This is a genomic window from Blautia sp. An81 (assembly GCF_002161285.1).
In the GTDB taxonomy this organism is placed as follows: domain Bacteria; phylum Bacillota; class Clostridia; order Lachnospirales; family Lachnospiraceae; genus Blautia; species Blautia ornithocaccae.
This window is the reverse complement of record NZ_NFHH01000001.1, coordinates 284,345-307,490: the sequence shown is the minus strand read 5'-3', so window position 1 is coordinate 307,490 and position 23,146 is coordinate 284,345. Positions and strand designations below refer to the sequence as shown.

The 23,146-nt window shown below is 46.1% G+C and carries 21 protein-coding genes; all 21 read left to right on the top strand.

Translation table 11 applies throughout. The features are described 5' to 3' along the window. The first annotated feature begins 39 nt into the window (after positions 1-39). The 21 genes from rsmB (at position 40) to moaC (ending at position 23,119) form a co-directional block, all read left to right on the top strand. A complete protein-coding gene (rsmB, locus tag B5G33_RS01455; RefSeq protein ID WP_087416480.1) occupies positions 40-1,404 on the top strand; it encodes a 16S rRNA (cytosine(967)-C(5))-methyltransferase RsmB in 1,365 nt (454 codons plus the stop codon). Next, on the top strand, positions 1,392-2,438 hold the full coding sequence (gene rlmN / locus B5G33_RS01450) for a 23S rRNA (adenine(2503)-C(2))-methyltransferase RlmN (RefSeq protein ID WP_087416479.1): 1,047 nt from the start codon (positions 1,392-1,394) through the stop codon (positions 2,436-2,438). Before rsmB ends, rlmN begins: the two co-directional genes overlap by 13 nt. A gap of 1 nt (position 2,439) precedes the next feature. After that, positions 2,440-3,183, top strand: coding sequence for a Stp1/IreP family PP2C-type Ser/Thr phosphatase (locus B5G33_RS01445; RefSeq protein ID WP_087267120.1), 744 nt, complete (start codon positions 2,440-2,442; stop codon positions 3,181-3,183). After that, entirely contained in the window at positions 3,177-5,333 is a 2,157-nt protein-coding gene (gene pknB / locus B5G33_RS01440; protein WP_087416478.1) for a Stk1 family PASTA domain-containing Ser/Thr kinase, read from the top strand. The genes B5G33_RS01445 and pknB overlap by 7 nt, the downstream gene beginning before the upstream one ends. 154 nt (positions 5,334-5,487) lie before the next feature. After that, positions 5,488-6,366: a ribosome small subunit-dependent GTPase A gene (rsgA, locus tag B5G33_RS01435; RefSeq protein ID WP_087267125.1), complete on the top strand. Its 879-nt coding sequence runs from the start codon at positions 5,488-5,490 to the stop codon at positions 6,364-6,366. Between the two features lie 4 nt (positions 6,367-6,370). Further along, positions 6,371-7,054 carry a ribulose-phosphate 3-epimerase gene (rpe, locus tag B5G33_RS01430; RefSeq protein WP_087416477.1) on the top strand — a complete coding sequence of 228 codons (684 nt, stop codon included), beginning with the start codon at positions 6,371-6,373 and terminating at the stop codon, positions 7,052-7,054. After that, entirely contained in the window at positions 7,026-7,676 is a 651-nt protein-coding gene (locus B5G33_RS01425; RefSeq protein ID WP_087416476.1) for a thiamine diphosphokinase, read from the top strand. Before rpe ends, B5G33_RS01425 begins: the two co-directional genes overlap by 29 nt. A gap of 28 nt (positions 7,677-7,704) precedes the next feature. Next, complete coding sequence (gene ychF / locus B5G33_RS01420) at positions 7,705-8,802, top strand: redox-regulated ATPase YchF (RefSeq protein WP_087416475.1); 1,098 nt, start codon at positions 7,705-7,707, stop codon at positions 8,800-8,802. A 132-nt stretch (positions 8,803-8,934) separates the two neighbouring features. Beyond that, the gene (locus B5G33_RS01415) at positions 8,935-9,147 is read left to right on the top strand and encodes a Spo0E family sporulation regulatory protein-aspartic acid phosphatase (RefSeq protein ID WP_087416474.1); all 213 of its coding nucleotides are present in this window, start codon (positions 8,935-8,937) and stop codon (positions 9,145-9,147) included. A 246-nt stretch (positions 9,148-9,393) separates the two neighbouring features. Then, positions 9,394-9,825: a division/cell wall cluster transcriptional repressor MraZ gene (gene mraZ / locus B5G33_RS01410; protein ID WP_087267645.1), complete on the top strand. Its 432-nt coding sequence runs from the start codon at positions 9,394-9,396 to the stop codon at positions 9,823-9,825. An 18-nt stretch (positions 9,826-9,843) separates the two neighbouring features. Then, positions 9,844-10,785: a 16S rRNA (cytosine(1402)-N(4))-methyltransferase RsmH gene (rsmH, locus tag B5G33_RS01405; RefSeq protein WP_087267140.1), complete on the top strand. Its 942-nt coding sequence runs from the start codon at positions 9,844-9,846 to the stop codon at positions 10,783-10,785. A 30-nt stretch (positions 10,786-10,815) separates the two neighbouring features. After that, on the top strand, positions 10,816-11,298 hold the full coding sequence (locus tag B5G33_RS01400; RefSeq protein WP_087267143.1) for a hypothetical protein: 483 nt from the start codon (positions 10,816-10,818) through the stop codon (positions 11,296-11,298). 12 nt (positions 11,299-11,310) lie between these two features. Then, on the top strand, positions 11,311-13,494 hold the full coding sequence (locus B5G33_RS01395) for a peptidoglycan D,D-transpeptidase FtsI family protein (RefSeq protein ID WP_242974388.1): 2,184 nt from the start codon (positions 11,311-11,313) through the stop codon (positions 13,492-13,494). Between the two features lie 148 nt (positions 13,495-13,642). Beyond that, positions 13,643-15,367 (top strand): peptidoglycan D,D-transpeptidase FtsI family protein, encoded by a 1,725-nt coding sequence (locus tag B5G33_RS01390; protein WP_087416473.1) that lies wholly within the window; start codon positions 13,643-13,645, stop codon positions 15,365-15,367. An 87-nt stretch (positions 15,368-15,454) separates the two neighbouring features. Next, positions 15,455-16,414, top strand: coding sequence for a phospho-N-acetylmuramoyl-pentapeptide-transferase (mraY, locus tag B5G33_RS01385; protein WP_087267149.1), 960 nt, complete (start codon positions 15,455-15,457; stop codon positions 16,412-16,414). 20 nt (positions 16,415-16,434) lie between these two features. After that, positions 16,435-17,820 carry a UDP-N-acetylmuramoyl-L-alanine--D-glutamate ligase gene (gene murD / locus B5G33_RS01380; RefSeq protein WP_087416472.1) on the top strand — a complete coding sequence of 462 codons (1,386 nt, stop codon included), beginning with the start codon at positions 16,435-16,437 and terminating at the stop codon, positions 17,818-17,820. A 62-nt stretch (positions 17,821-17,882) separates the two neighbouring features. After that, the gene (locus B5G33_RS01375; RefSeq protein ID WP_087416471.1) at positions 17,883-18,974 is read left to right on the top strand and encodes an FtsW/RodA/SpoVE family cell cycle protein; all 1,092 of its coding nucleotides are present in this window, start codon (positions 17,883-17,885) and stop codon (positions 18,972-18,974) included. 72 nt (positions 18,975-19,046) lie between these two features. Next, the gene (gene murA, locus B5G33_RS01370; RefSeq protein ID WP_334293379.1) at positions 19,047-20,306 is read left to right on the top strand and encodes a UDP-N-acetylglucosamine 1-carboxyvinyltransferase; all 1,260 of its coding nucleotides are present in this window, start codon (positions 19,047-19,049) and stop codon (positions 20,304-20,306) included. A gap of 12 nt (positions 20,307-20,318) precedes the next feature. Further along, a complete protein-coding gene (locus B5G33_RS01365; RefSeq protein ID WP_087416469.1) occupies positions 20,319-21,182 on the top strand; it encodes a cell division protein FtsQ/DivIB in 864 nt (287 codons plus the stop codon). 202 nt (positions 21,183-21,384) lie between these two features. Beyond that, complete coding sequence (gene ftsZ / locus B5G33_RS01360; RefSeq protein WP_087416561.1) at positions 21,385-22,539, top strand: cell division protein FtsZ; 1,155 nt, start codon at positions 21,385-21,387, stop codon at positions 22,537-22,539. Positions 22,540-22,642: 103 nt separating this feature from the next. Further along, positions 22,643-23,119, top strand: coding sequence for a cyclic pyranopterin monophosphate synthase MoaC (gene moaC / locus B5G33_RS01355; protein ID WP_087267163.1), 477 nt, complete (start codon positions 22,643-22,645; stop codon positions 23,117-23,119). Positions 23,120-23,146: the final 27 nt, after the last annotated feature.

Sequence of the window (23,146 nt, the reverse complement as noted above, 5' to 3'; positions counted from 1 at the left end):
AGCAACTGCCTAAAAAGGCAGATAAAAGGTTGGATAAATATGGCAAATAAAGTAAATTTAAGAGAATTAATACTGAATATCCTTCTGGAAATCGACAAAGAAGGCCAGTACAGCCATCTGGTACTTCGAAGTACCCTGGAGAAATATCAGTATCTGGAAAAACAGGAAAGGGCCTTTATTACCAGGGTATGCGAAGGAACTCTGGAGTACCGGATACGCCTGGATTATATTCTGGATCAGTTTTCCACCGTTCCTGCAGAGAAGATGAAACCGGTGATACGGGAACTTCTCCGTTCCAGTGTATACCAGCTTCTTTATATGGATCATGTGCCGGACAGCGCAGTATGTAATGAAGCAGTAAAACTGGCCAGAAAAAGAGGGTTCTATAATCTCACAGGATTTGTAAACGGAGTCCTCAGAAAGATTGCCAGAGAATACGGGAGCATTCATTTTCCGGGAAAAGATTCCCCGGTGGAATATCTGTCAGTGCTCTACTCTATGCCTGTATGGCTGGTAGAAAGATTTCTGAAGGAATATGATTTTGAGACCACAGAAAAGATGCTGGAAGCCTTTCTGGAAGAGCAGCCTGCTACTATCCGGATACGGGAATATCAGGTAGAAGAAGAGGCTGTGCTGGAGAACCTGAAAGAGGAGCAGGTAACTGTAGAGAAGGCTCCTTATGTGGAACGGGCCTATTATGTGAAGCACTATGATTATCTTCCGGCTTTGACAGCTTTCCGCAGAGGCAGCATCCAGATACAGGATGTGAGCTCCATGCTGGCGGCTCAGATTGCCGATGTAAAAGAAGGGGACTATGTCATTGACCTGTGTGCTGCGCCGGGAGGAAAGACCCTCTACATTGCAGACAAACTTCACGGGACAGGACGGGTGGACGCCAGAGACCTGTCTCAGACTAAAACAGATATGATCCGGGACAATGCTCTGCGGCAGAACTTCCTGAATGTGGTGGTTACAGAGAAAGATGCCACCCAGCTGGACCGGGAATCTCTGGAAAAGGCAGATGTGGTTCTGGCAGACGTACCCTGTTCCGGATTGGGAGTTATGGGGAAAAAGAAGGACATTAAATACAAGCTGAATCCGGGAAAAATCCGGGACTTAGTTGGCCTTCAGAGGAAGATTTTAGAGCAGGCTTCTACTTATGTGAAACCGGAAGGAACTCTGATCTACAGTACATGTACCATTGGAAAGGAAGAAAACATAGAGAATGTCCGGTGGTTTACCGAGCATTATCCCTACGAACTGGAAAGTCTGGACCCGTATATCTGTCCGGTGCTCAGGGGAGAGACTACGGCGGAAGGGTATCTGCAGCTTTTACCGGGAATCCATAAGTGCGACGGATTCTTTATGGCCAGATTAAAGAGGAAAAACGAATGGAACAGTTAGATATAAAATCCCAGAGCCTTTCGGAATTAAAAAAGACCATGGAAGGACTTTCAGAAAAGCCCTTCCGGGCAAAACAGATTTATGAATGGCTCCATAAAAAACAGGCGAACAGCTTTCAGGAGATGACCAATCTTTCCGTAAGCCTCAGAGAAAAGCTGGAGAGGAACTGCTCTGTTATGTCTCTGAAAGTTGTGGAAGTACAGACTTCTAAGCTGGACGGAACCCAGAAATACCTCTTTGCGCTCCCTGACGGAAATGTAGTGGAAAGTGTGTTGATGAAGTACCGCCATGGGAACAGTGTGTGTATTTCTTCCCAGGTAGGATGTAAGATGGGATGCAGATTCTGCGCCTCAACTATAGACGGATGGACAAGAAATCTGCTGCCATCAGAGATGCTGGACCAGGTCTATAAGATCCAGAAACTGTCAAAGGAAAGAGTCTCTAACGTGGTAGTGATGGGAACAGGAGAACCTCTGGACAACTATGACAATCTTCTCCGTTTTATCCACATGCTCAGCGACGAAAACGGGCTTCATATCAGCCAGAGAAACATTACGGTTTCCACCTGCGGCATTGTACCCAGAATGTATGACCTGGCAGAGGAAAATCTTCAGATCACCCTGGCGATTTCTCTACATGCTTCCAACCAGCAGAAAAGGGAAGAACTTATGCCTGTTGCAAAAAAATATTCCCTGGAAGAACTGATGGAGGCCTGCAGGAATTATTTTAAAAAGACAGGACGAAGGCTGACTTTTGAATACAGTCTGGTAGGGGGAGAAAATGATTCTCAGGAGGATGCCGAGGAGCTGGCCCACCTGATAAAAGGCCTGAACTGCCACATAAATCTGATCCCGGTGAATCCTATAAAAGAGCGGAGCTACGTCCAGTCTGACAAAAAAGTTATAGCGAATTTTCAAAATAAACTTGAAAAATACCAAATAAATGTTACTATTAGAAGAGAAATGGGCCGCGATATAGACGGGGCCTGTGGACAATTAAGAAAAAGTTACATTGATAAGAAAGAGGACTCGTAGGATGAAATCATATTCTGTAACAGATGTGGGACAGAAGCGCCAGGTGAATCAGGACTACATATTTTCTTCTGAGGAGCCGGTGGGAAATCTTCCGAATCTTTTTGTGGTTGCAGACGGTATGGGCGGTCATAAAGCAGGAGATTTCGCGTCCAGCTATGCAGTTCAGATCCTGCTTCATTCAATTCTGGAAGATAAAAATCAAAATCCCATTATTATTATCCGGCATGCCATTGAAGAGGCCAACCGGAAAGTTCTGGAAGAGGCAAATCTCCATGAGGAAATGTCGGGTATGGGGACCACAATGGTTCTTGTTACAATCGTTGATGATTATGCCTATGTAGCAAATGTGGGAGACAGCAGACTATATTTGATCGAGGACAAGATTGTCCAGATTACAAAGGATCATTCCCTAGTAGAGGAAATGGTCCGCAGGGGATTGATTACAAGGGAGGATGCCAAGCATCATCCAGATAAGAATATTATTACCAGAGTCATCGGCATCGGGCCGGAGGTGGAAGTGGACTTCTTTGATATCCATCTAAAGGAGAACAGCAGACTTCTCCTTTGTTCCGATGGGCTATCCAATATGGTTTCTGACGAAGAAATCTGGAAAATTGCCGAGACAAGCAGTGATTTGAGAGAGATGGGCATGCGTCTTGTTTCTCTGGCCAATGAAAACGGCGGAAAAGATAATATAGCAGTGGTACTGGTACAGCCAGACACAAAAGAGGTGGAAGTATGTTAAATGTGGGAGTAATCATAGGAGAACGATATGAGGTTGTGAGCCGGATCGGGTCCGGCGGCATGGCCGATGTATATAAAGCAAAAGATCATAAGCTGAACCGCTTTGTGGCAATGAAGGTCCTGAAGCCGGAGTTCAGCGCAGATACAAATTTTATCCGTAAATTTCAGAGAGAAGCTCAGGCAGCGGCTGGCCTGGCTCATCCCAATGTGGTAAACGTTTTTGACGTAGGGGAGGATCAGGGCGTTAACTACATTGTGATGGAGCTGGTAGAAGGGATTACGCTGAAGGAGTATATTTCCAAAAAAGGAAAACTGACCATTAAAGAAGCTACAAGTATTGCCATTCAGGTTTCCATGGGTCTGGAGGCAGCCCATAACCGGAATATCGTACACCGGGATATCAAGCCTCAGAACATTATCATTTCAACAGACGGAAAGGTAAAGGTTACTGATTTTGGAATCGCCAGAGTTGCTTCCTCTAATACCATCAGCACCAATGCCATGGGTTCTGTGCATTACAGTTCTCCGGAGCAGGTTCGCGGAGGATACAGCGATTTTAAGAGCGATATTTATTCTCTGGGTATTACCATGTATGAAATGGTTACCGGCAGGGTTCCCTTTGACGGGGATACTACAGTGGCCATTGCCATTAAACATCTTCAGGATGAAATGGTCCCGCCGTCCCGTTATGTGCCGGACCTTCCTCGGAGCCTGGAAGACATTATTTTAAAATGTACCCAGAAAAGCCCTGACAGAAGATACAGCACACTGGCAGAGCTGATCAACGACCTGAAACATTCCTTAATAGATCCTAATGGAAACTTTGTTAACCTTTCACCTCTCAGCAATCATGCCCAGACGATCATGATCACACCGGAGGAGATGAAGGAAATCCAGAACAGCGGATACTCCCGTACTCCTGATTATGAGGAAGAAGAGGAAAGAGAAGAGGATTACGACGAGGATGAAGATGACGAGGACGATGATGAAGATGATGAAAGAGGCGGCATAAACACCAAGCTGGAGAAAGCCATGACCATTGGCGGCCTGATCATCGGTGCAGTCATCATCTGTATTCTCATTTATTTCGTGGCATCTGCAGCAGGAATCGTTGGCGGTTCCGGAAGCGGCCAGGAAAATCAGACCCAGCAGGAAGACACCGGCAATGCCCAGGAAATGGTGACAGTTCCGGATCTGACAAATATGACAGAAGATGAAGCAAGGACTGCCCTGAAGAATCTGAGCTTAGGATACAGTAAGGGAGGAGAAGAAGCTTCCGATACCGTTCCGGAAGGTCAGGTGTGCAGACAGGACCCTGCAGCAGATACCCAGGTGGAGCCCAATACACAGGTAACCTATTATGTGAGCACCGGTCCTGCTGAAGCAGTGTCAGAGACTGTGACTATTCCTACAGGACTTATCGGACAGAGCCTCAGCCAGGTACAGTCCCAGCTCCAGGAATTAGGACTGAATCCTGTTATCGAGCAGCGGAAGAGCACAGATGTGGCAGTGGGAAATGTAATCTCTCTGAATCCGGAAGAAGGCGCTACTGTAGATACAGGCTCTGATGTGACTATCACCGTCAGCGTTGGCGAGGGAGATACTATGACCAGGATTCCGGATGTAAGAGGCTATGAAGAAGCACAGGCGGTACAGATTGTAACAGATCAGGGATTGATTCCAGATGTAGAGTACAGCTACAGTGAAAGCGCTGGCGTCGGATACGGGCAGGTTTATGAAATGTCTCCCCAGGGTGGACAGCGTATTGAACAAGGAAGTATTATTACACTGAGAGTTCTGACAGAGCCAGAAGAGACAGATACCCAGTCTGACAGCACAGAGACAAGTACAGAGACATCTGAAGGTTCTGGCACATGGGCAACAGTCAGCAATCTGAAGATTGGCCAGCCGGATAATTATGAAGGCCAGATGGTGAGACTGAGACTGGTACAGGGCTCTGAGGATGCCCAGGGCGGTACTACGATCCTTCAGGATCAGGTTTTGACCTTTGATGAAAACGGAGAGTATTCTGTGGGACAGATCACAGGACAGAGCGGTGAGTCCACCGGTACCCTGTACTTTGATGTAATGGATGAAAGCGGAAATTACACAACTATTTGGAGTTATCCACTGGAATTCAGTGAACAATAATTAAGCAATTTGAGAACTGCCCCGGCAGACAGAACCGGAAAAACCCCGGAAATGCCTGCCAGGGCAGTTTTTGTTTTGTTGCCTTTCAGAGAAAAAAAGTATATAATGACACCATGAACAAGACTGAGAATAATGAAAAGACAAGGTAGGTAAGATGCAGGGAAGAATTATCAAAGGGATCGGGGGATTTTACTACGTGGCCTCTGCTGGAGGAAACATTTATGAATGTCGGGCCAAAGGGATTTTCCGTAAAGAAAAAATGAAGCCTCTGGTAGGAGACTATGGGGAGATTGAAATCATAGATGAAAAAGAGAAAACAGGAAATCTGGTAAAAATCCTGCCGAGAAAAAATCAGCTGATACGTCCTGCAGTGGCAAATATAGATCAGGCCCTGGTGATTTTTGCAGTCAGGGAACCAAACCCTAACTTCATGCTCCTGGACCGGTTTCTGATCACTATGGAGCGGCAGAATGTGCCGGTGATCATCTGCCTGAATAAGGAAGACCTGGGAGATGAGGAAGAGATAAAAGAAATTGTGGAGATTTATTCTTCCTGTGGATATCAGGTGCTGGTCACAAGCGCCCAGAAGGAACTGGGTATCCAGGAACTGCGCCGTGAACTGGAGGGAAAAACCACTGCGGTGGCCGGCCCTTCAGGAGCGGGGAAATCTTCTCTCACAAATCTTCTCGCCCCTGACGTGCAGATGGAGACTGGAGAAATCAGCAAAAAACTGGGAAGGGGACGGCATACCACCCGGCATTCTCAGCTGATACCACTGGGAGAGGAGACATATTTGATGGATACCCCTGGGTTCACCTCTTTTTATGTGGAAGACATGGAAAAGGAAGAGCTGAGACATTGTTTTCCGGAATTTGCTCCTTATGAGGGGGAATGCAGATTTCAGGGCTGTACGCATACTCATGAACCTGGCTGCAAAGTAAAAGAAGCTCTTCAGGAGGGGAAGATCAGTTCCCGGAGATATGAGAATTATCAGGAAATATACAAAGAATTAGAAGAGAAAAGGAGATACTGATTTTATGGAATATCAATTATGCCCTTCTATCCTGGCGGCAGATTTCTGGCGTCTGGGAGAAGAAGTTGCCCAGGTGGAACAGGCAGGAGTAAAATGGCTTCACATTGACATTATGGACGGATGTTTTGTCCCGACCATATCTATGGGAGTTCCAGTGGTGGCTTCACTGAGAAAAAGGACCAGCCTTTTTTTCGATGTGCATATTATGGCCCAGGAACCGACCCATCTGATAAAAGAATTTGCCCAGGCAGGAGCTGACATGATAACAGTTCACGCTGAAGCATGCACACACCTGGACAGGACTCTGGGAATGATCCATGAGCTTGGCTGCAAGGCAGGGATTGCCATTAACCCTGCAACACCGGTTTCAGTTTTGGAGAATGTTATTGAGCTGGCAGATATGGTTCTGATAATGACTGTGAATCCGGGATTCGGAGGACAGAAATATATCTCCTACTGTACGGAGAAAATCCGCCGGCTGAGAGAAATGGCAGAAAGCAGGGAAAAAGACCTGTATATCGAAGTGGATGGAGGCATTAACCGCGAGACCATCTATCAGGTGCTGGAGGCAGGAGCTAATGTGATCGTGGCCGGTTCTGCCGTATTTGGAAAAGATATTCCGGAAAATGTAAGAGCTTTGAAAGGAATCATAGAAGAATATGAACACAGTGCTGATCTGCGGAGGTGAGATAGAAGACAGCTTTGCTCTGTCTTTTCTTGACAGAATCAGGCCTGAATATATCATTGGGATTGACAGGGGCCTGGAATTCTGTTATAAGTACAATATTGTCCCTCAGTATATTTTGGGGGATTTCGACAGCATTTCCCCGGAAGTTTTAAGCTATTACGAGAGCCGGGATATACCGCTGGAAAGATATAAGCCGGAAAAAGACGCCACAGATACCAGAATAGGACTGGAACTGGCGCTGAAGCTGAAAAGCCGGAAGATTTTTCTGCTGGGAGCAACAGGAGGAAGGCTGGACCATTTTATGGCAAATTTAAAATCCCTTCTGATCCCTCTGGAGCAGGGATGCCAGCCATGGATTCTGGACAGTCAGAATGCGATTACCCTGTTGGACCGGGGAACAAAAATCACAAAGGACCAGCAGTTTGGAAAATATATCTCCTTTTTTTCCATGGGAGACAGGGTGGAGGGAGTCACTCTGAAGGGATTTAAGTATCCCCTGGAGGACTATACTCTGCTGAATTCAGAGGAAATCGGCGTCAGCAATGAGCTTGAAGACGAAACCGGAGAGATTACTTTCCGGTCAGGGGTGGTTTTGATGATCATGTCGAAAGACAGAAATTGAATATACAGTAAAGAGAGGAATCAGTATTATGAAATTAGGAATCGTGGGACTGCCAAATGTAGGCAAAAGTACCTTATTTAATTCTCTTACAAAAGCAGGAGCAGAGTCAGCAAACTATCCTTTCTGCACTATAGACCCCAATGTGGGAATTGTTGCAGTGCCAGATGAAAGGCTGAAGCTTCTGGGTGACTTTTATCATTCCAAGAAAGTGACTCCGGCAGTTATTGAATTTGTTGACATTGCAGGTCTGGTAAAAGGCGCTTCCAAGGGAGAAGGGCTGGGCAACCAGTTTCTGGCTAACATCCGGGAGGTAGACGCCATCGTTCATGTGGTACGCTGCTTTGAAGATGAAAATGTAGTCCATGTGGATGGTTCCATTGACCCTATGAGAGATATTGAGACGATCAACCTGGAACTGATCTTTTCTGACCTGGAGATTCTGGAGAGAAGGATCGCGAAGACAACAAAAACTGCCAGAATGGATAAAGATGCAGCAAAAGAGCTGGAATTTTTAAAGAAAATAAAGGCTCATCTGGAAGATGGAAAGCCAGCTTCCACTATTGAGCTGGAAGATGAGGATCAGGAAGGATATATGAAGGAGTATAATCTCCTCACATATAAGCCGGTAATCTATGCCGCCAATGTTTCAGAGGATGATCTGGCAGATGACGCTCAGTCCAATCCTCATGTACAGAAGGTACGGGAATATGCAGCAGAGACTGGCAGCGAGGTATTTGCTCTGTGTGCAGAAATCGAGCAGGAGATTTCAGAGCTGGAGGATGACGAGAAAAAGGAATTCCTGGAGGACCTGGGAATCAAACAGTCCGGCCTGGAAAAACTGATCGTGGCCAGCTACAGACTTCTGGGACTGTTAAGCTTCCTTACTTCAGGAGAGGATGAGACAAGAGCCTGGACTATTAAGGTAGGGACCAAGGCGCCTCAGGCGGCAGGAAAGATCCATTCAGATTTTGAAAGAGGATTTATCAAAGCTGAGGTCGTAAATTATCAGGATCTTCTGGACTGCGGTTCTTATGCAGGGGCCAGAGAAAAAGGGCTGGTCCGCATGGAAGGCAAGGATTATGTGGTTCAGGACGGAGATGTGATCCTTTTCCGGTTTAATGTATAAAACAGGTAAAAATCAGAAATCCTACATTCAGTCCCCTGAGGCTGAGATGTAAGTTTTATCTGCGGCCAGCGTGAGCGCAGTAGTGGTACTGAAAGATTAGTGGTAGAGAGAAAGAACTGCAGGAGTTAATAAATGACACAGATAGAACTAAAAAGAGAAATTGAAAATACCAGAGAAGATCTGAATGCCGCCATAGCAGGCAGAATGACAGAAAGCAGGATTCTGGATATCAGCCGTCTTTTGGACGGTCTGATCGAAGAATATCTGAGCAGGAACAACAGCCCGGACAGCCAGGAGAATATGGATATCACCTATATGGATACAGGGAACAGGAAGGGCTGCTGAAACTGAAAACAGGGAAAAAGGCAGAGAAAGTCACGATTTGCAGGGGCTTTTTCTGCCTTTTGTTTTTGAAAGAAAACATACGTTCCTCTTGCGTTTTCTATAAGTTTAGTATAGAATGGGCATATAAGTGGTAGAAAGTGGTGAAAAGTGGTAGCAAATGGGTGGCTGATGGCAGAAGCAGTCCATTTGGACCATGGAGGGCACGAAGGGGAGAATCGTATCCTCACGAAGGAAGGTGACATTCATATGTTCATGGGAGAGTACAGTCATACGATTGACGCAAAGGGGAGAATGATCATTCCTTCCAAGTTCAGAGAAGAACTGGGAGAGGAGTTCGTACTTACCAAAGGCTTAGACGGATGTCTGTCTATCTATCCCAAAGATGAATGGAAAAACTTTGAAGAAAAGCTGAAAGCTTTACCACTTAATGATAAAAATGCAAGAGCCTTCTTACGTTTCTTTGTAGCCAGTGCAACAATGTGTGAATTGGACAGGCAGGGGAGAATTCTCGTACCGCAGACGCTTCGGGAATTTGCCGGTCTTATTAAGGATGTGGTGCTGACTGGTAATCTTACAAGGATTGAAGTCTGGAGTAAGGAAAAATGGCTGGAGAACAGCAACTATGAAGATATGGATGCCATTGCACAGGGTATGCAGGATATGGGCATTGTAATCTGAGAAAGCCAGGAGAAAAAAATGGAATTTAAACACCAATCCGTATTACTGGAAGAGACCGTCCGGAATTTAAGGGTAAAACCGGATGGGATTTATGTAGATGGAACACTGGGAGGCGGCGGACATTCCTATGCGGTATGTCAGCAGCTATCTGCCAAGGGGAGCTTGATAGGTATAGACCAGGATGAAGCTGCGATAAAAGCTGCGGGTGAGCGGTTAAAGGAATTCGGGGAGAATGTAACCATCATCCGCAGCAACTATTGCAACATGAAAAAGGAATTACAGAAGATTGGAATTCCATCAGTAGATGGGATTATTTTAGATTTGGGGGTATCTTCCTACCAGCTGGACAACAAGGAGAGAGGATTTACGTACAGGGAAGATGTCCCTCTTGACATGCGTATGGACCAGAGAAATCCCCGGACTGCCAGGGATATTGTGAATACCTACAGCGAAAAAGAGCTGTACCGCATTATCCGTGACTATGGGGAAGATAAATTCGCAAAAAATATCGCAAAGCATATCTGCCTGGCAAGACAGGAAAAAGATATAGAGACCACAGGAGAACTGGCAGAAATCATTAAACATGCCATCCCTATGAAAATGAGGGCTGTGGGCGGCCATCCGGCCAAACGGACTTTCCAGGCGATCAGGATTGAGCTGAATCAGGAGCTGGATGTTTTAAGAGACAGTCTGGATGATATGATCGACCTTTTAAATGATGGAGGCAGGATCTGTATCATTACTTTCCATTCTCTGGAGGACAGGATCGTAAAAACGATTTTCAGGAGAAACGAAAACCCCTGCACCTGCCCGCCGGATTTTCCCGTATGCGTATGCGGGAAGAAATCAAAAGGAAAAGTCATTACCAGAAAGCCTATTCTTCCAAGCCAGGAGGAGCTGGAAAATAACAGCCGCTCCAAAAGTGCCAAGCTGCGGGTATTTGAGCGAATGAGTAAGTAGAGGCAGAGAGTCCGGAAAAGGGAGAGTTTCATGGCAAGTACAAGGAACCGAAACAAATATGATAATCGAAAAAGGCAGAGATATACCGGGTATTATGATGACGGTAATGCAGCGCGCCGCTTGGAGGAGGTACCTGAACAGCCAAAGAAAGAACTAAGCAGACGGGCAAAAAGGAACCGGGCAAAAAGCACCAGCATCAGCAGAGGTTATATTGTTTTCCTAAGTCTGGTATGCGCCCTTGCCACTGCAGCCTGTGTCCACTATATAAAGCTTACTGCTCAGGTCACTGCCCAGAGAAGTGTGGTGGCCAGCAGGGAACTGGAGCTTAATCAGCTGAAAGAAGACAACGATGCATATTACAGCGAAGTGATTACTGGAGTTGACCTGGACGAGATCAGAGACAGGGCCATTAATGAGTTGGGTATGCAGTATGCAACAGAAGACCAGATTCGGTACTATACGCCGGGAAATAACAGCTATGTAAGGCAGTATCAGGACGTCCCGGAGAACTAAGCAGGTGGAAGATTGAATAAACAGGAATCAAAGAAAAGAAAATTAACAAAGAAAATGAAACGAAAGCTGGCGGGGGTATTTGGAGTGACTCTGCTGGCTTTCGCCGGTTTACTGGTAGGAATTACCGTAATAAATGCCAGGGAAGGAAACCGCTATGCCAGACAGGTTCTTTCTCAGTCTCAGCAGCAGTATACCAATACGACCATACCATTCCGGAGAGGTACCATTACAGACAGGAACGGTACGGTGCTGGCCAATAGCGTAAAGGTATATAACCTGATCCTGGACTGCCAGGCGGTAAACTATAATGAAGATTACAGGGAGCCTACTATTGCAGCCCTGGAAGAATATTTTAATATTGACAGGGAAACCATAGAGGGCCTTTTGGACAATGAAGAAACCAGCTCCAGCCAGTATCAGATCCTGGAGACAGAGGTTTCTATGGATGATAAAAATGCTTTTGAAGCCGCCAATGAACTTCCAGAAGATGAAGAAGAGCGTGCTGCTTTATCTGAGGAGGAAAGAACCAGGAGGAGCAACGTCCAGGGAATTTATTTTGAGGATGACTATGAGAGAGTTTACCCGCTGGAAGATCTGGCCTGTGATGTCATTGGCTTTACTGACGCAGGAAATACTGCAGACTGGGGACTTGAGGGATACTATAACAGTACCCTAAACGGGACCAACGGCAGAAAATTCGGCTATCTCAGTGAAGACACAGACCAGGCTCAGACCATTGTAGAGGCTGTAGATGGGAAAAATCTTACTACGACTCTGGATGCTACTATACAGGGAATTGCTGAAAAGTATATTGAAGCCTTAAACACGGCTCTTTCCGCAGGTCCCAATAATGTGGAGGGAGAACAGAAAAAGGGTGCAGAAAATATAGGTGTTATCATTGAAGACCCTGATACAGGAGAAATCCTTGCAATGGCCAGCTCTGGAAGCTATGATCTAAATAATCCCAGAGATTTGTCCGGTATCTATACTGAGGAAAAAATCGAAGAGATGAATGACGAGGAAACCAAAAACGCCCTATTCTCTATGTGGAACAATTTCTGCATCACCGAAGACTATGAGCCGGGTTCTGTAGTGAAGCCTATTGTAGTGGCCAGTGCTCTGGAATCCGGGGCAGTGACAGAAAATGACACTTTTTACTGCGACAGCGGACAGCAGATTGGAGAAGATTTTGTAAGATGCGCAGTTTATCCTAATGCTCACGGTGTAGAAACTCTGGGAGAGGTTATCCAGAATTCCTGCAACGACGGTATGATGGCTATCGGCAGAAAAATGGGAGCAGCAGAATTTCTTAAGTATCAGAGTAAATTTAATTTTGGAACCCGTACAGGCATTGACCTCCCCGGAGAGGGAACCGGTATCCTTTTCTCAGAGGAAAACATGAATGAGATGGAGCTGGCAACTTCTGCTTTCGGACAGGGATTTACCTGTACCATGATACAGGAAATTTCAGCAATGGCAGCGGCGATCAATGGCGGAACCTATTATCAGCCTCATCTGGTAAAGTCTGTTACAGACCAGGACGGAAAAGTGTTGGAGAATATTACGCCTACCGTTATGAAAGAGCCTATTTCAGAAGAGGTTTCAGCTGCTGTCCGGGAATATATGGGAATGAGTGTGGAGAGCGGTACCAGCCAGTCTGCTAAGGTACAGGGCTATTCCATGGGCGGTAAGACCGGAACAGCAGAAAAACTGGCAGATGATACAAAGGACAATTATCTGGTATCTTTCATTGGTTTTGCACCCCTTGATGATCCGGAAGTGCTGATCTATGTAGTTGTGGATACGCCCAACGTGGACAGCCAGGCTTCCAGCACTTACGCTCAGTATCTGGCTCAGGCCATTCTGTCAGAAGTACTTCCGTATATGAATATCCCTCAGGATGAGGAAACTACAGGGGAGACTGTATTGTGGCAGGGCTTTTATGGAGTGCCTAAGTTTACAGATATTGTTGAGGACGGCGTATCCAATCCTTACGGCACAGTCCTTGATCAGGGATACGGAGATGGAGATCCTCAGGAAACAGAGCTGAACGATGAATATTCAGACGGCATTACCAATGAAGAGGCAGAGATTGATGAAAATGATCCCTCCTATGAGGAAGATGTCTATGACACAGAGGAATTAGAAAACTTCGGACAGGAAGATGACAGCGGCAGTTCTGCTGCCCAAGAATAAGAAGGAGCTGCGGCATTAATCAACATCGAGAATATTTATACATTTAAAATGTATAAATATTCCTGACATACGATTAATGCAGGCTCCTTCTTTTTTTTGGGAGAACTGCATATAATAGCAGGGATCGGACAGCAGGAGCGGCTCTCTTATGAAGAAAAACAGAACTTATCATAAAAAGAAGACGGTAATAGTCTTTGGCGTGTTTGTCTGTATGCTCCTTGGTCTTGCAGGGAGAATGTTTTACCTTATGGTGATCCGCTCGGATTATTATTCGGAAAAGGCCCAGGAACTCCATGAACGGGAGAGAGATATTAAGGCGGCCAGAGGTAAGATCCTGGACTGCAACGGAGAAGTCCTTGCAGATAATAAGGCAGTCTGTACCATATCTGTGATCCACAGCCAGATTACAGAGCCGGAGAAGGTCATTGCCATGCTGGTGAAGGAACTGGGGATTTCAGAAGAGATTGCCAGAAAACGGGTAGAGACGGTTTCCTCTATAGAGAGGATAGAGACAAATGTGGAAAAAAGTGTGGGAGATAAAATTCGAAGTTATGGATTAGATGGAGTAAAAGTAGACGAAGATTATAAGAGAGACTATCCCTATGAAGAACTGGCCTCTAAGGTGCTGGGCTTTACCGGGGGAGACAACCAGGGAATCGTAGGTCTGGAGGTAAAATATGAAGATGTTCTCAAGGGAATAGACGGCAAAATTCTTACAACCACAGATGCCAGAGGTGTGGAATTGTCTGAACTGGGGGAAAGCCGGATAGAGCCGGTAGAAGGCTATAATCTTCAGACCAGTCTGGATAAAAACATTCAGATGTATGCCCAGCAGGCAGCTTTAAAGGTGATGGAGGAAAAGGAAGCCCAGGGAGTTTCAATACTTCTTATGAATCCTCAGAATGGAGAAATCTATGCCAATGTAAATGTGCCGGAATATAATCTGAACGACCCTTTTACACTGAATACAGATCAGGATACTTCCCAGATGACAGAGGAAGAATTTCAGGACGCCTGTAATCAGATGTGGAGAAACCCTACTATTAATGATACTTATGAGCCTGGTTCCACTTTTAAGATTATTACAATGGCTGCAGGTCTGTCCCAGGGTGTGGTAGACCTGGATGACCAGTTTTCTTGTCCTGGCTATAAGATTGTAGAAGACCGAAGGATCCACTGCCATAAAAGAACGGGGCATGGAGCTGAAAACTTTGTAGAGGGGGCTATGAACTCCTGTAATCCTGTGTTTATTGAGGTCGGGCTGCGCCTGGGGGCGGAAACCTATTATCATTATTTTGAAAAATTCGGACTTATGGAAAAGACTGGCATCGACCTGCCGGGAGAGGCGGGAACGATCATGCATAAAAAAGAGGATATCGGTCAGGTAGAGCTGGCGACGATTTCTTTTGGACAGTCTTTTCAGATTACGCCTATACAGCTGGCGACTACAGTCAGTTCCATTGTTAATGGCGGTAAAAGGGTGACGCCTCATTTTGGCGTCCGGGTGACAGATAATGATGGGAATCTCATAGAAGAACTTTCTTATGAGACCCAGGAGGGAATTGTTTCCTCTCAGGTATCTGAGGAGGTCCGCTATATCCTGGAAAAAGTAGTGTCCGAAGGTTCCGGAAAAAACGCCGCTATAGAGGGAAGGACCATTGGAGGCAAGACTGCCACATCCCAGACTCTGCCGAGAAGCGAAAACCGCTATATTTCTTCTTTCCTTGGGTTTACCCCTGCGGAAAATCCACAGATTCTGGGTATTGTTGTGATTTATGACCCCCAGGGCGTTTATTATGGAGGAACCATAGCGGCTCCGGTGATGAAAGATATTTATCAGAACATCCTGCCCTACATGGGAATTGAGGGCTGATAGGGATACTGGAGGAAGTCTTGAAAATCGGGAGAAAAAGCATTATACTAGGAAGAGCAAAAAATACATAGAAAAATGAGGTGTACTATGGCAGATTTTAACGTGGTTTTACCGGTGCTGCTGGCTTTTGTCATCAGCGTGATCTTGGGGCCCATTATCATTCCTTATCTGAGAAAATTGAAAATGGGACAGACAGAGAGAACAGAAGGCGTTCAGTCCCACTTAAAGAAGGCAGGAACTCCCACAATGGGAGGAATTATTTTCCTGCTTTCTACAGTGGTGACATCGATTTTTTTCGTTGGAAATTATCCGAAGATCATTCCCATATTATTTTTAACTCTGGGTTTTGGAATTATAGGATTTCTGGATGACTATCTGAAAGTAGTGCTGAAGCGTTCTGACGGATTGATGCCTGGACAGAAGATGGCCTGCCAGATCATCGTGACAGCGATTTTTGCTTTTTATCTGGTGAATTTTACCGACGTGTCTCTGGCTATGAAGATTCCGTTTTTCCCGGAATATGAGCTGAATCTTGGAATCCTGGCTGTTCCTGTTCTGTTTATCGCAGTGATCGGCACAGTAAACGGAGTAAACTTTACAGACGGACTGGACGGGCTGGCTTCTTCTGTAACTATAATCGTAGCCACATTCTTTTCTGTGGTGGCTATTGGGACAAACAGCGGTATAGAACCTATTACCTGTGCAGTGGTGGGCGCCCTTATGGGATTCCTGCTCTTTAACGTCTATCCAGCCAAGATTTTTATGGGAGATACAGGTTCCCTGGCCCTTGGAGGTTTTGTGGCAGGTACTGCTTACATGCTTCAGATGCCCCTGTTCATATTGATCGTAGGACTGGTTTATGTAGTGGAAGTTTTATCTGTAATAATTCAGGTAACTTATTTTAAAGCTACTCATGGAAAAAGATTCTTTAAGATGGCTCCTATCCACCATCATTTTGAGCTGTGCGGATGGTCTGAGACAAGAGTTGTAGCAGTGTTTTCCGTAATTACAGCTATTTTATGTCTGATAGCTCTCATGGGAGTATAGGCAGATAAGGAGATAAAAGCATGAAATTACAGAGAGAAAATTTAAAAGGAAAGAATGTCCTGGTCTTTGGTTCCGGGATCAGCGGAATGGGCGCTGTGAAACTTCTGGCAGAAGTGGAAGCCCAGATCCTGCTGTATGATGGCAATGAGAAACTGAAAGAAGAAGAGGTCAGAAGAAAACTGCCGGAAGGCTGTGACTGTCAGATTATTCTGGGAGAACTTCCTGATAATGTTATAGAGAGCCTGGAACTGGCGGTGATGAGTCCGGGAGTGCCTCAGGACATTCCTCCAGTAGAGAGGATAAGAGCAAAGGGAATAACAATCTGGGGAGAAGTAGAACTGGCCTACCAGATGGGGAAAGGAAGAGTCCTGGCTATCACAGGTACCAATGGAAAGACTACGACTACGGCTCTTCTGGGAGAGATCATGAAGGCTTACAGTGATTCCGTTTTTGTGGTGGGAAATATTGGAAATGCCTATACCGGCGCCGCTCTTTCCACAAAGGATGACAGCTATGTGGTGGCGGAAATCAGCAGTTTTCAGCTGGAGACCATAGAGAGCTTTGCTCCTGAGGTGTCTGCTATTTTGAATATCACAGAAGACCATCTGAACAGACATCATACTATGGAAGAATATATCCGGGTAAAAGAGCTCATTGCAGTGAACCAGACAAAAGAAAATTATTGTATCCTGAACTATGAAGATAAAGAACTGAGAGAGTTTGCAGAAAGATGTCCTGCCACGCCGGTATTTTTCTCCAGCGAAAGGAGACTTCCCCAGGGAATCTTCCTGGAGGGAGACCGGATCATTATGAAGACAGAGGATGAGGAGACAGAAATCGTAAAGACAGGAGACCTTTATCTTCTGGGAAAACATAATTATGAAAACGTCATGGCGGCAGCAGCTATGGCCTGGTATGCAGGAGTGCCTGTTGAGATTATCCGCCGTACTGTCATGGCCTTTAAGGCAGTTCCACACAGGATTGAGTTTGTAGAGGAAATTGACGGAGTGGCTTACTATAATGACTCAAAAGGAACAAATCCTGATGCGGCCATTAAGGGCATACAGGCTATGGAACGGCCTACCCTGCTTATCGGAGGGGGATATGATAAGGAGTCCTCATACGAAGAATGGATAAATGCTTTTGACGGAAAGGTAAAATATCTGGTCCTGATCGGTCAGACCAGAGAAAAGATCCAGAAGGCTGCTCATGAATGTGGATTTTACAATACCATTCTGGCAGATGATCTGGAGGAAGCGGTGAAAATCTGTGCCCAAAAGGCCCAGAAAGGAGACGCCGTTCTTCTTTCTCCCGCCTGTGCAAGCTGGGGACAGTTTGACAATTATGAGCAGCGGGGAGACAAATTTAAAGAATATGTCCGGAGGATGATGAAAGAAGAAAACTGACATAAGAGAGGAAAAGAATCCATATATTTAGAAAGAACAGGTGCAAAAGGGGCGAGGCTTGTTTGGAAAGCAGGAAGAAAAAAGAGAAGACTGCAGACGGTCTTCTGATATTCCTGGTACTTCTTCTGGTGGTCTGCGGACTGATCTTTCTCTACAGCACCAGCGCCTACAATGGAAGAGTAAAGTTTCATGACTCTGCATACTACTTCAAAAAACAACTGTTTGCCACTTCCCTGGGACTTATGGGCATGTATCTGGTATCTTTCATGGATTATAATTTTCTGGTGAAAATGGCTCCTTTTCTCTATGGGGTTTCTTTGCTGCTGTCACTGGCAGTGCTGCTTTTCGGAGATGAATATAACGGCTCTAAGAGATGGCTGTCTCTGGGGCCGTTATCTTTTCAGCCTTCAGAATTTGCCAAGGTAGCTGTGATACTGCTTCTTGCCTGGGTGATCACAAAGGGAAAAGAAGAAAACCGGGGAATCCTTTATATGGCAGGGCGGATGGCAATACTTCTTCCTATCGTAGGACTGGTGGGAACCAACAACCTGAGTACTGCCGTTATTATTCTGGGAATCGGCGTGATCCTGATTTTTGTATCCAATCCCAGATACCTGCCTTTTGTGGGAATCGGCGGGGTTGGAGTGGTTTTTATCGGAATTTTTCTTGGAATGGCCAGCTACAGGCTGGAGCGTCTGGCTATCTGGAGAAATCCCGAGGCCTACGAGAAGGGATTTCAGACGATCCAGGGTCTGTACGCCATTGGCAGCGGAGGGATTTTCGGAAAGGGCCTGGGGAGCAGTCTTCAGAAGCTGGGATTTGTGCCAGAGGCTCAGAATGATATGATTTTTTCTATTATATGTGAAGAGACCGGCCTTGCAGGAGGATGTCTGGTAATCCTGGTTTTCGGCCTGCTGATCTGGAGATTGATGGTCACAGCAACCCATGCCCAGGATCTGTGCGGGAGCCTGCTGGCTGCAGGGATCATGGCTCATATGGCTATTCAGGTGATATTGAATATCGCGGTGGTGACCAATACGATTCCAAACACAGGGATTACTCTGCCTTTTATCAGTTACGGAGGCACTTCGGTATTGTTTCTTCTGGGAGAAATGGGGATTGCCCTGTCTGTAAGCAGGAGGAGAAAGGATTGAATCACCAATGCAGGAGGCCCTGCATAGAATAATTCCAGATAGTGTTTTGCAAAACGGAATGTATTAAGAGGAGTGTGTGGCTTGGGCGGAATTAGGATTACAGGGGGAATTCCTTTAGAAGGAGAAGTAAGGATACAGGGTTCAAAAAATGCGGCATTGCCTGTTATGGCAGCCGCTCTTTTAAATAGAGGAACAACTGTGCTGAAGGGATGCCCCCGTATAGCCGATGTCCTTCTCATGGAAGAAGTGCTTAAAAGCCTGGGGGCAGGAACCAGCTGGCAGGGAGACACTCTGGAAATCTGGGCTCGGAATATTAGTTGCTGCCAGGTAGAAAAAAAGCTGGGTGAAAGAATGCGTTCGTCTATTGTACTGCTGGGAAGCCTCCTGGGAAGGTGCAAAGAAGCGGTGCTCCCTTTTCCTGGTGGCTGTGTAATCGGCTCCAGGCCCATTGACCTGCATCTGAAGGCTCTCAGAGAACTGGGAGGAGAATTTGTGGAGACAGAAGAAGGGCTGCTCTATGGAAGGACCAGGGGGCTTAAAGGGGCAGAGATTTCTTTCCCCAGACCTAGTGTAGGGGCCACGCAGAATGCTGTCCTGGGGGCGGTTTGCGCCCAGGGGACCACAGTTATAAGAGGAGGCTCCAGAGAGCCGGAAGTGACATGGCTCTGCCGATTTCTGAACCAGGCTGGGGGAAAGATAGGGGGCATAGGAACTTCCTGCCTGACAATACAGGGAGTTCCCAGACTTCAGGATACTGTATTTACCATACCGGCAGACAGGATTGCCGCAGGTACTTATGTGTGCGCCAGCGCTATTACCAGAGGAAAAGGAATACTTCTGGAACCTCCCATAAAAGAAATGGGAGCCCTCCTTGGGGCATATGAGAAAATAGGTGGACAATACGCGTATAACAGTGGTAAACTGTTTCTATGCAGCCAGAGGGCATACAGGCCTGTCCGGTGGATGGAAACCGGTGTTTATCCCGGCTTTCCCACAGATCTTCAATCGGTATTTCTGGCAGTCCTTACCCGGGCCTGGGGATGGAGCCAGATAAAAGAGAATATATTTGAAGACCGATTCAAGGTGGTTCCGCAGCTCCGAAAAATGGGAGCGCAGATTCATCTGGAGGGACAGACTGCCAGGATTCGGGGAGGCAGGCTTTCAGGAAATATTGTAAGGGCAGAAGAGCTTCGGGGAGGGGCCGCCCTTGTGGTAGCCGGTCTGGGTGCTCAGGGAGAAACTTATGTGGAAGACCGAGAATTTATAGAGAGAGGATATGAGGACATCTCTAGAGATTTGAACTGTCTCGGGGCAAGAACTGAGAAAGATTAGGGGAGACGCTTTATGAGCAGAAGAAAACTGTACAGGATCATCATAGAAGCTGTAGCGGGAATCCTTTTGATTTTTGTTCTGGTATTTTTCCTGGGATTCAGGGTGACCAGCGTACAGGTAGAAGGCAACAGTTTTTATACTGATGATCAGATAAAAAATATGGTTCTGGACGCGCCTATTGCGAATAACTCTGTTTTAGCGGGATTTATCAATACAGAGAAAAGCACAAAAGATGAGACTATGATCGACAGTATCACAATTTCCAGAGTGAACAGGAATACTCTGCTTCTTCAAGTGAAAGAAAAACAAATGATCGGCTATATTGAATTTCAGGGGCAGTGTGTAAATTTTGACCGTCAGGGCATTATACAGATCATTACAGAAGAGCCTCTGGAGAATGTGCCCCAGATTGAAGGGATTGATGTAAAAGAGGCTGTTCAGGGAGAGCGGCTGACTGGAATTAATACGAGAAAGTTGAATACCATCCTCAGTGTGGGAAAAATGCTGGAAAAGATGGAAGAAAAACCGGACAGGCTGGCTTTTAATGATCTGAACCAGCTGGTAATGTATTACGGAGATATAGAAGTCCGGCTGGGAGATGATGAGAACATGGATGAAAAGATCAACCGTCTTGTGGGGATCCTTCCCCAGCTTGAGGATATGTCAGGAATCCTCCATCTGGAGAATACCACGGAGGATTCAGAATCAGTGGTCTTTGATGACGCCACCCAGGAGGAGGATTCCGGAGACGAAGAAGAGAGCAGCAGCGCCTCTGACGGAACCGGCAGCGGAACGGATACTGGGACTTCAGGGAATGAACTGGAGTACAGCGACGGCTCAGATTCTGCGGATACCAGGAGCAGACAGGAGCAGTAAGATATGATTTTTTTATAAAAAGTGAAATTTGCGGTTGATTAATTTTAGAAAAAAAGATATTATATATCTATATGTAATGAGCAACTAGATAATACAGACTGATACATACCGGTTTTGCCGGAACATAAAATAGGAAGAAAATGTGAAATAGCATTTCAGACCATACAAGGGAGCTAAAGGAGGAAATACCGTGTTAGAGATTATGACAAATGAAGCTGAATCATCTGCAAAGATCATTGTTATCGGTGTAGGCGGAGCAGGAAATAATGCAGTAAACAGAATGGTGGAGGAAGCCATCGGCGGCGTTGAATTTATAGGAGTGAATACAGATAAGCAGGCCTTGACCCTGTGTAAGGCCCCTACGATCATTCAGATCGGCGAAAAGCTGACAAAGGGACTGGGCGCTGGAGCAAAGCCTGAGATTGGTGAGAAAGCAGCAGAGGAAAGCATCGAGGAGATCAAACAGGCCATCCAGGGTGCAGATATGGTATTTGTAACCTGCGGTATGGGCGGCGGCACAGGTACTGGAGCTGCTCCGGTAGTTGCAGGAGTTGCAAAAGAAATGGGAATCCTTACCGTTGGTGTTGTAACAAAGCCTTTCCGTTTTGAGGCAAAGACACGTATGAGCAACGCTCTGGCAGGAATTGAGAAGTTAAAAGAAAGTGTAGATACACTGATCATTATCCCAAATGACCGTCTGCTGGAAATCGTAGACCGTCGTACATCTATGCCGGAAGCTCTGAAGAAAGCAGACGAGGTTCTTCAGCAGGCAGTTCAGGGAATCACAGATCTGATCAACCTGCCGGCTCTGATCAATCTGGACTTTGCCGATGTTCAGACAGTTATGATCGACAAGGGAATCGCACATATCGGTATCGGTGAAGGCAAAGGCGATGACAAAGCCATGGATGCTGTTCAGCAGGCTGTATCCAGTCCTCTTCTGGAAACAACCATCGAAGGAGCTTCTCATGTTATCGTCAATGTATCCGGAGATATTTCTCTTATGGATGCCAACGATGCAGCAAGCTATGTTCAGAACCTTACAGGCGAGGATACAAATATTATCTTTGGTGCTCTCTATGATGACAAAGAGGCTGACTATGTAAGGATCACGGTTATTGCAACAGGTCTGGATGATGAGACTGCAAGAAAAGCCAGCGTATCCAGAGAAAAGAAATCTTCTAAATCTGAAAGAGGAGCAAAGGCTCAGGCACCAAGACAGGCACAGCAGGAGCAGCCACAGCCATCTTACCAGATGCCGACTTTCCAGCAGCCAACCTTCCAGCAGCCGCAGTTTAAGAGCACTGTACAGCAGAAGGACATTCAGATTCCGGATTTCCTGAAAAACAGAAGATAAAGCTGTAAGATTACAGAGCTGTCGTATTAAACATATGTCAGGAATATTCTTGATGGTTGTTTAATGCGGCAGCTCTTTGTTATTAACGGGAAAGGAGCCAGATATGGAACAGGGATTTACCCATTTTGATGAACAGGGAAATGCCAGGATGGTGGATATTTCTCAAAAAGAACCCTCCAGCAGGACAGCCATTGCCAGAGGAAGTATCCTGGTGAGCAAGGAAATCATGGAAGCGGTCAGAGAAAAGCAGGTCCCTAAGGGAGATGTGCTGGGGATAGCCCGGACCGCCGGGATTATGGGAGTGAAGCAGACACCTTTTCTCATTCCTCTCTGCCACACACTTCTGCTGGATAAATGCAATGTGGATTTTGAACTTTCACCGGAGGAAAATCGGATCACTGCATACTGTACGGTGAAGTGCCAGGGGAAGACCGGTGTGGAGATGGAGGCTCTTACGGGAGTCACCACAGCCCTTCTTACCATCTACGACATGTGCAAGGCTATTGACAAGAGGATGGAGATCACAGATATACATCTGGTAGAAAAGACTGGCGGAAAAAGCGGAGAATTCCATTTTTAATAATAGACGGCGTTAAAATGAAAGGAG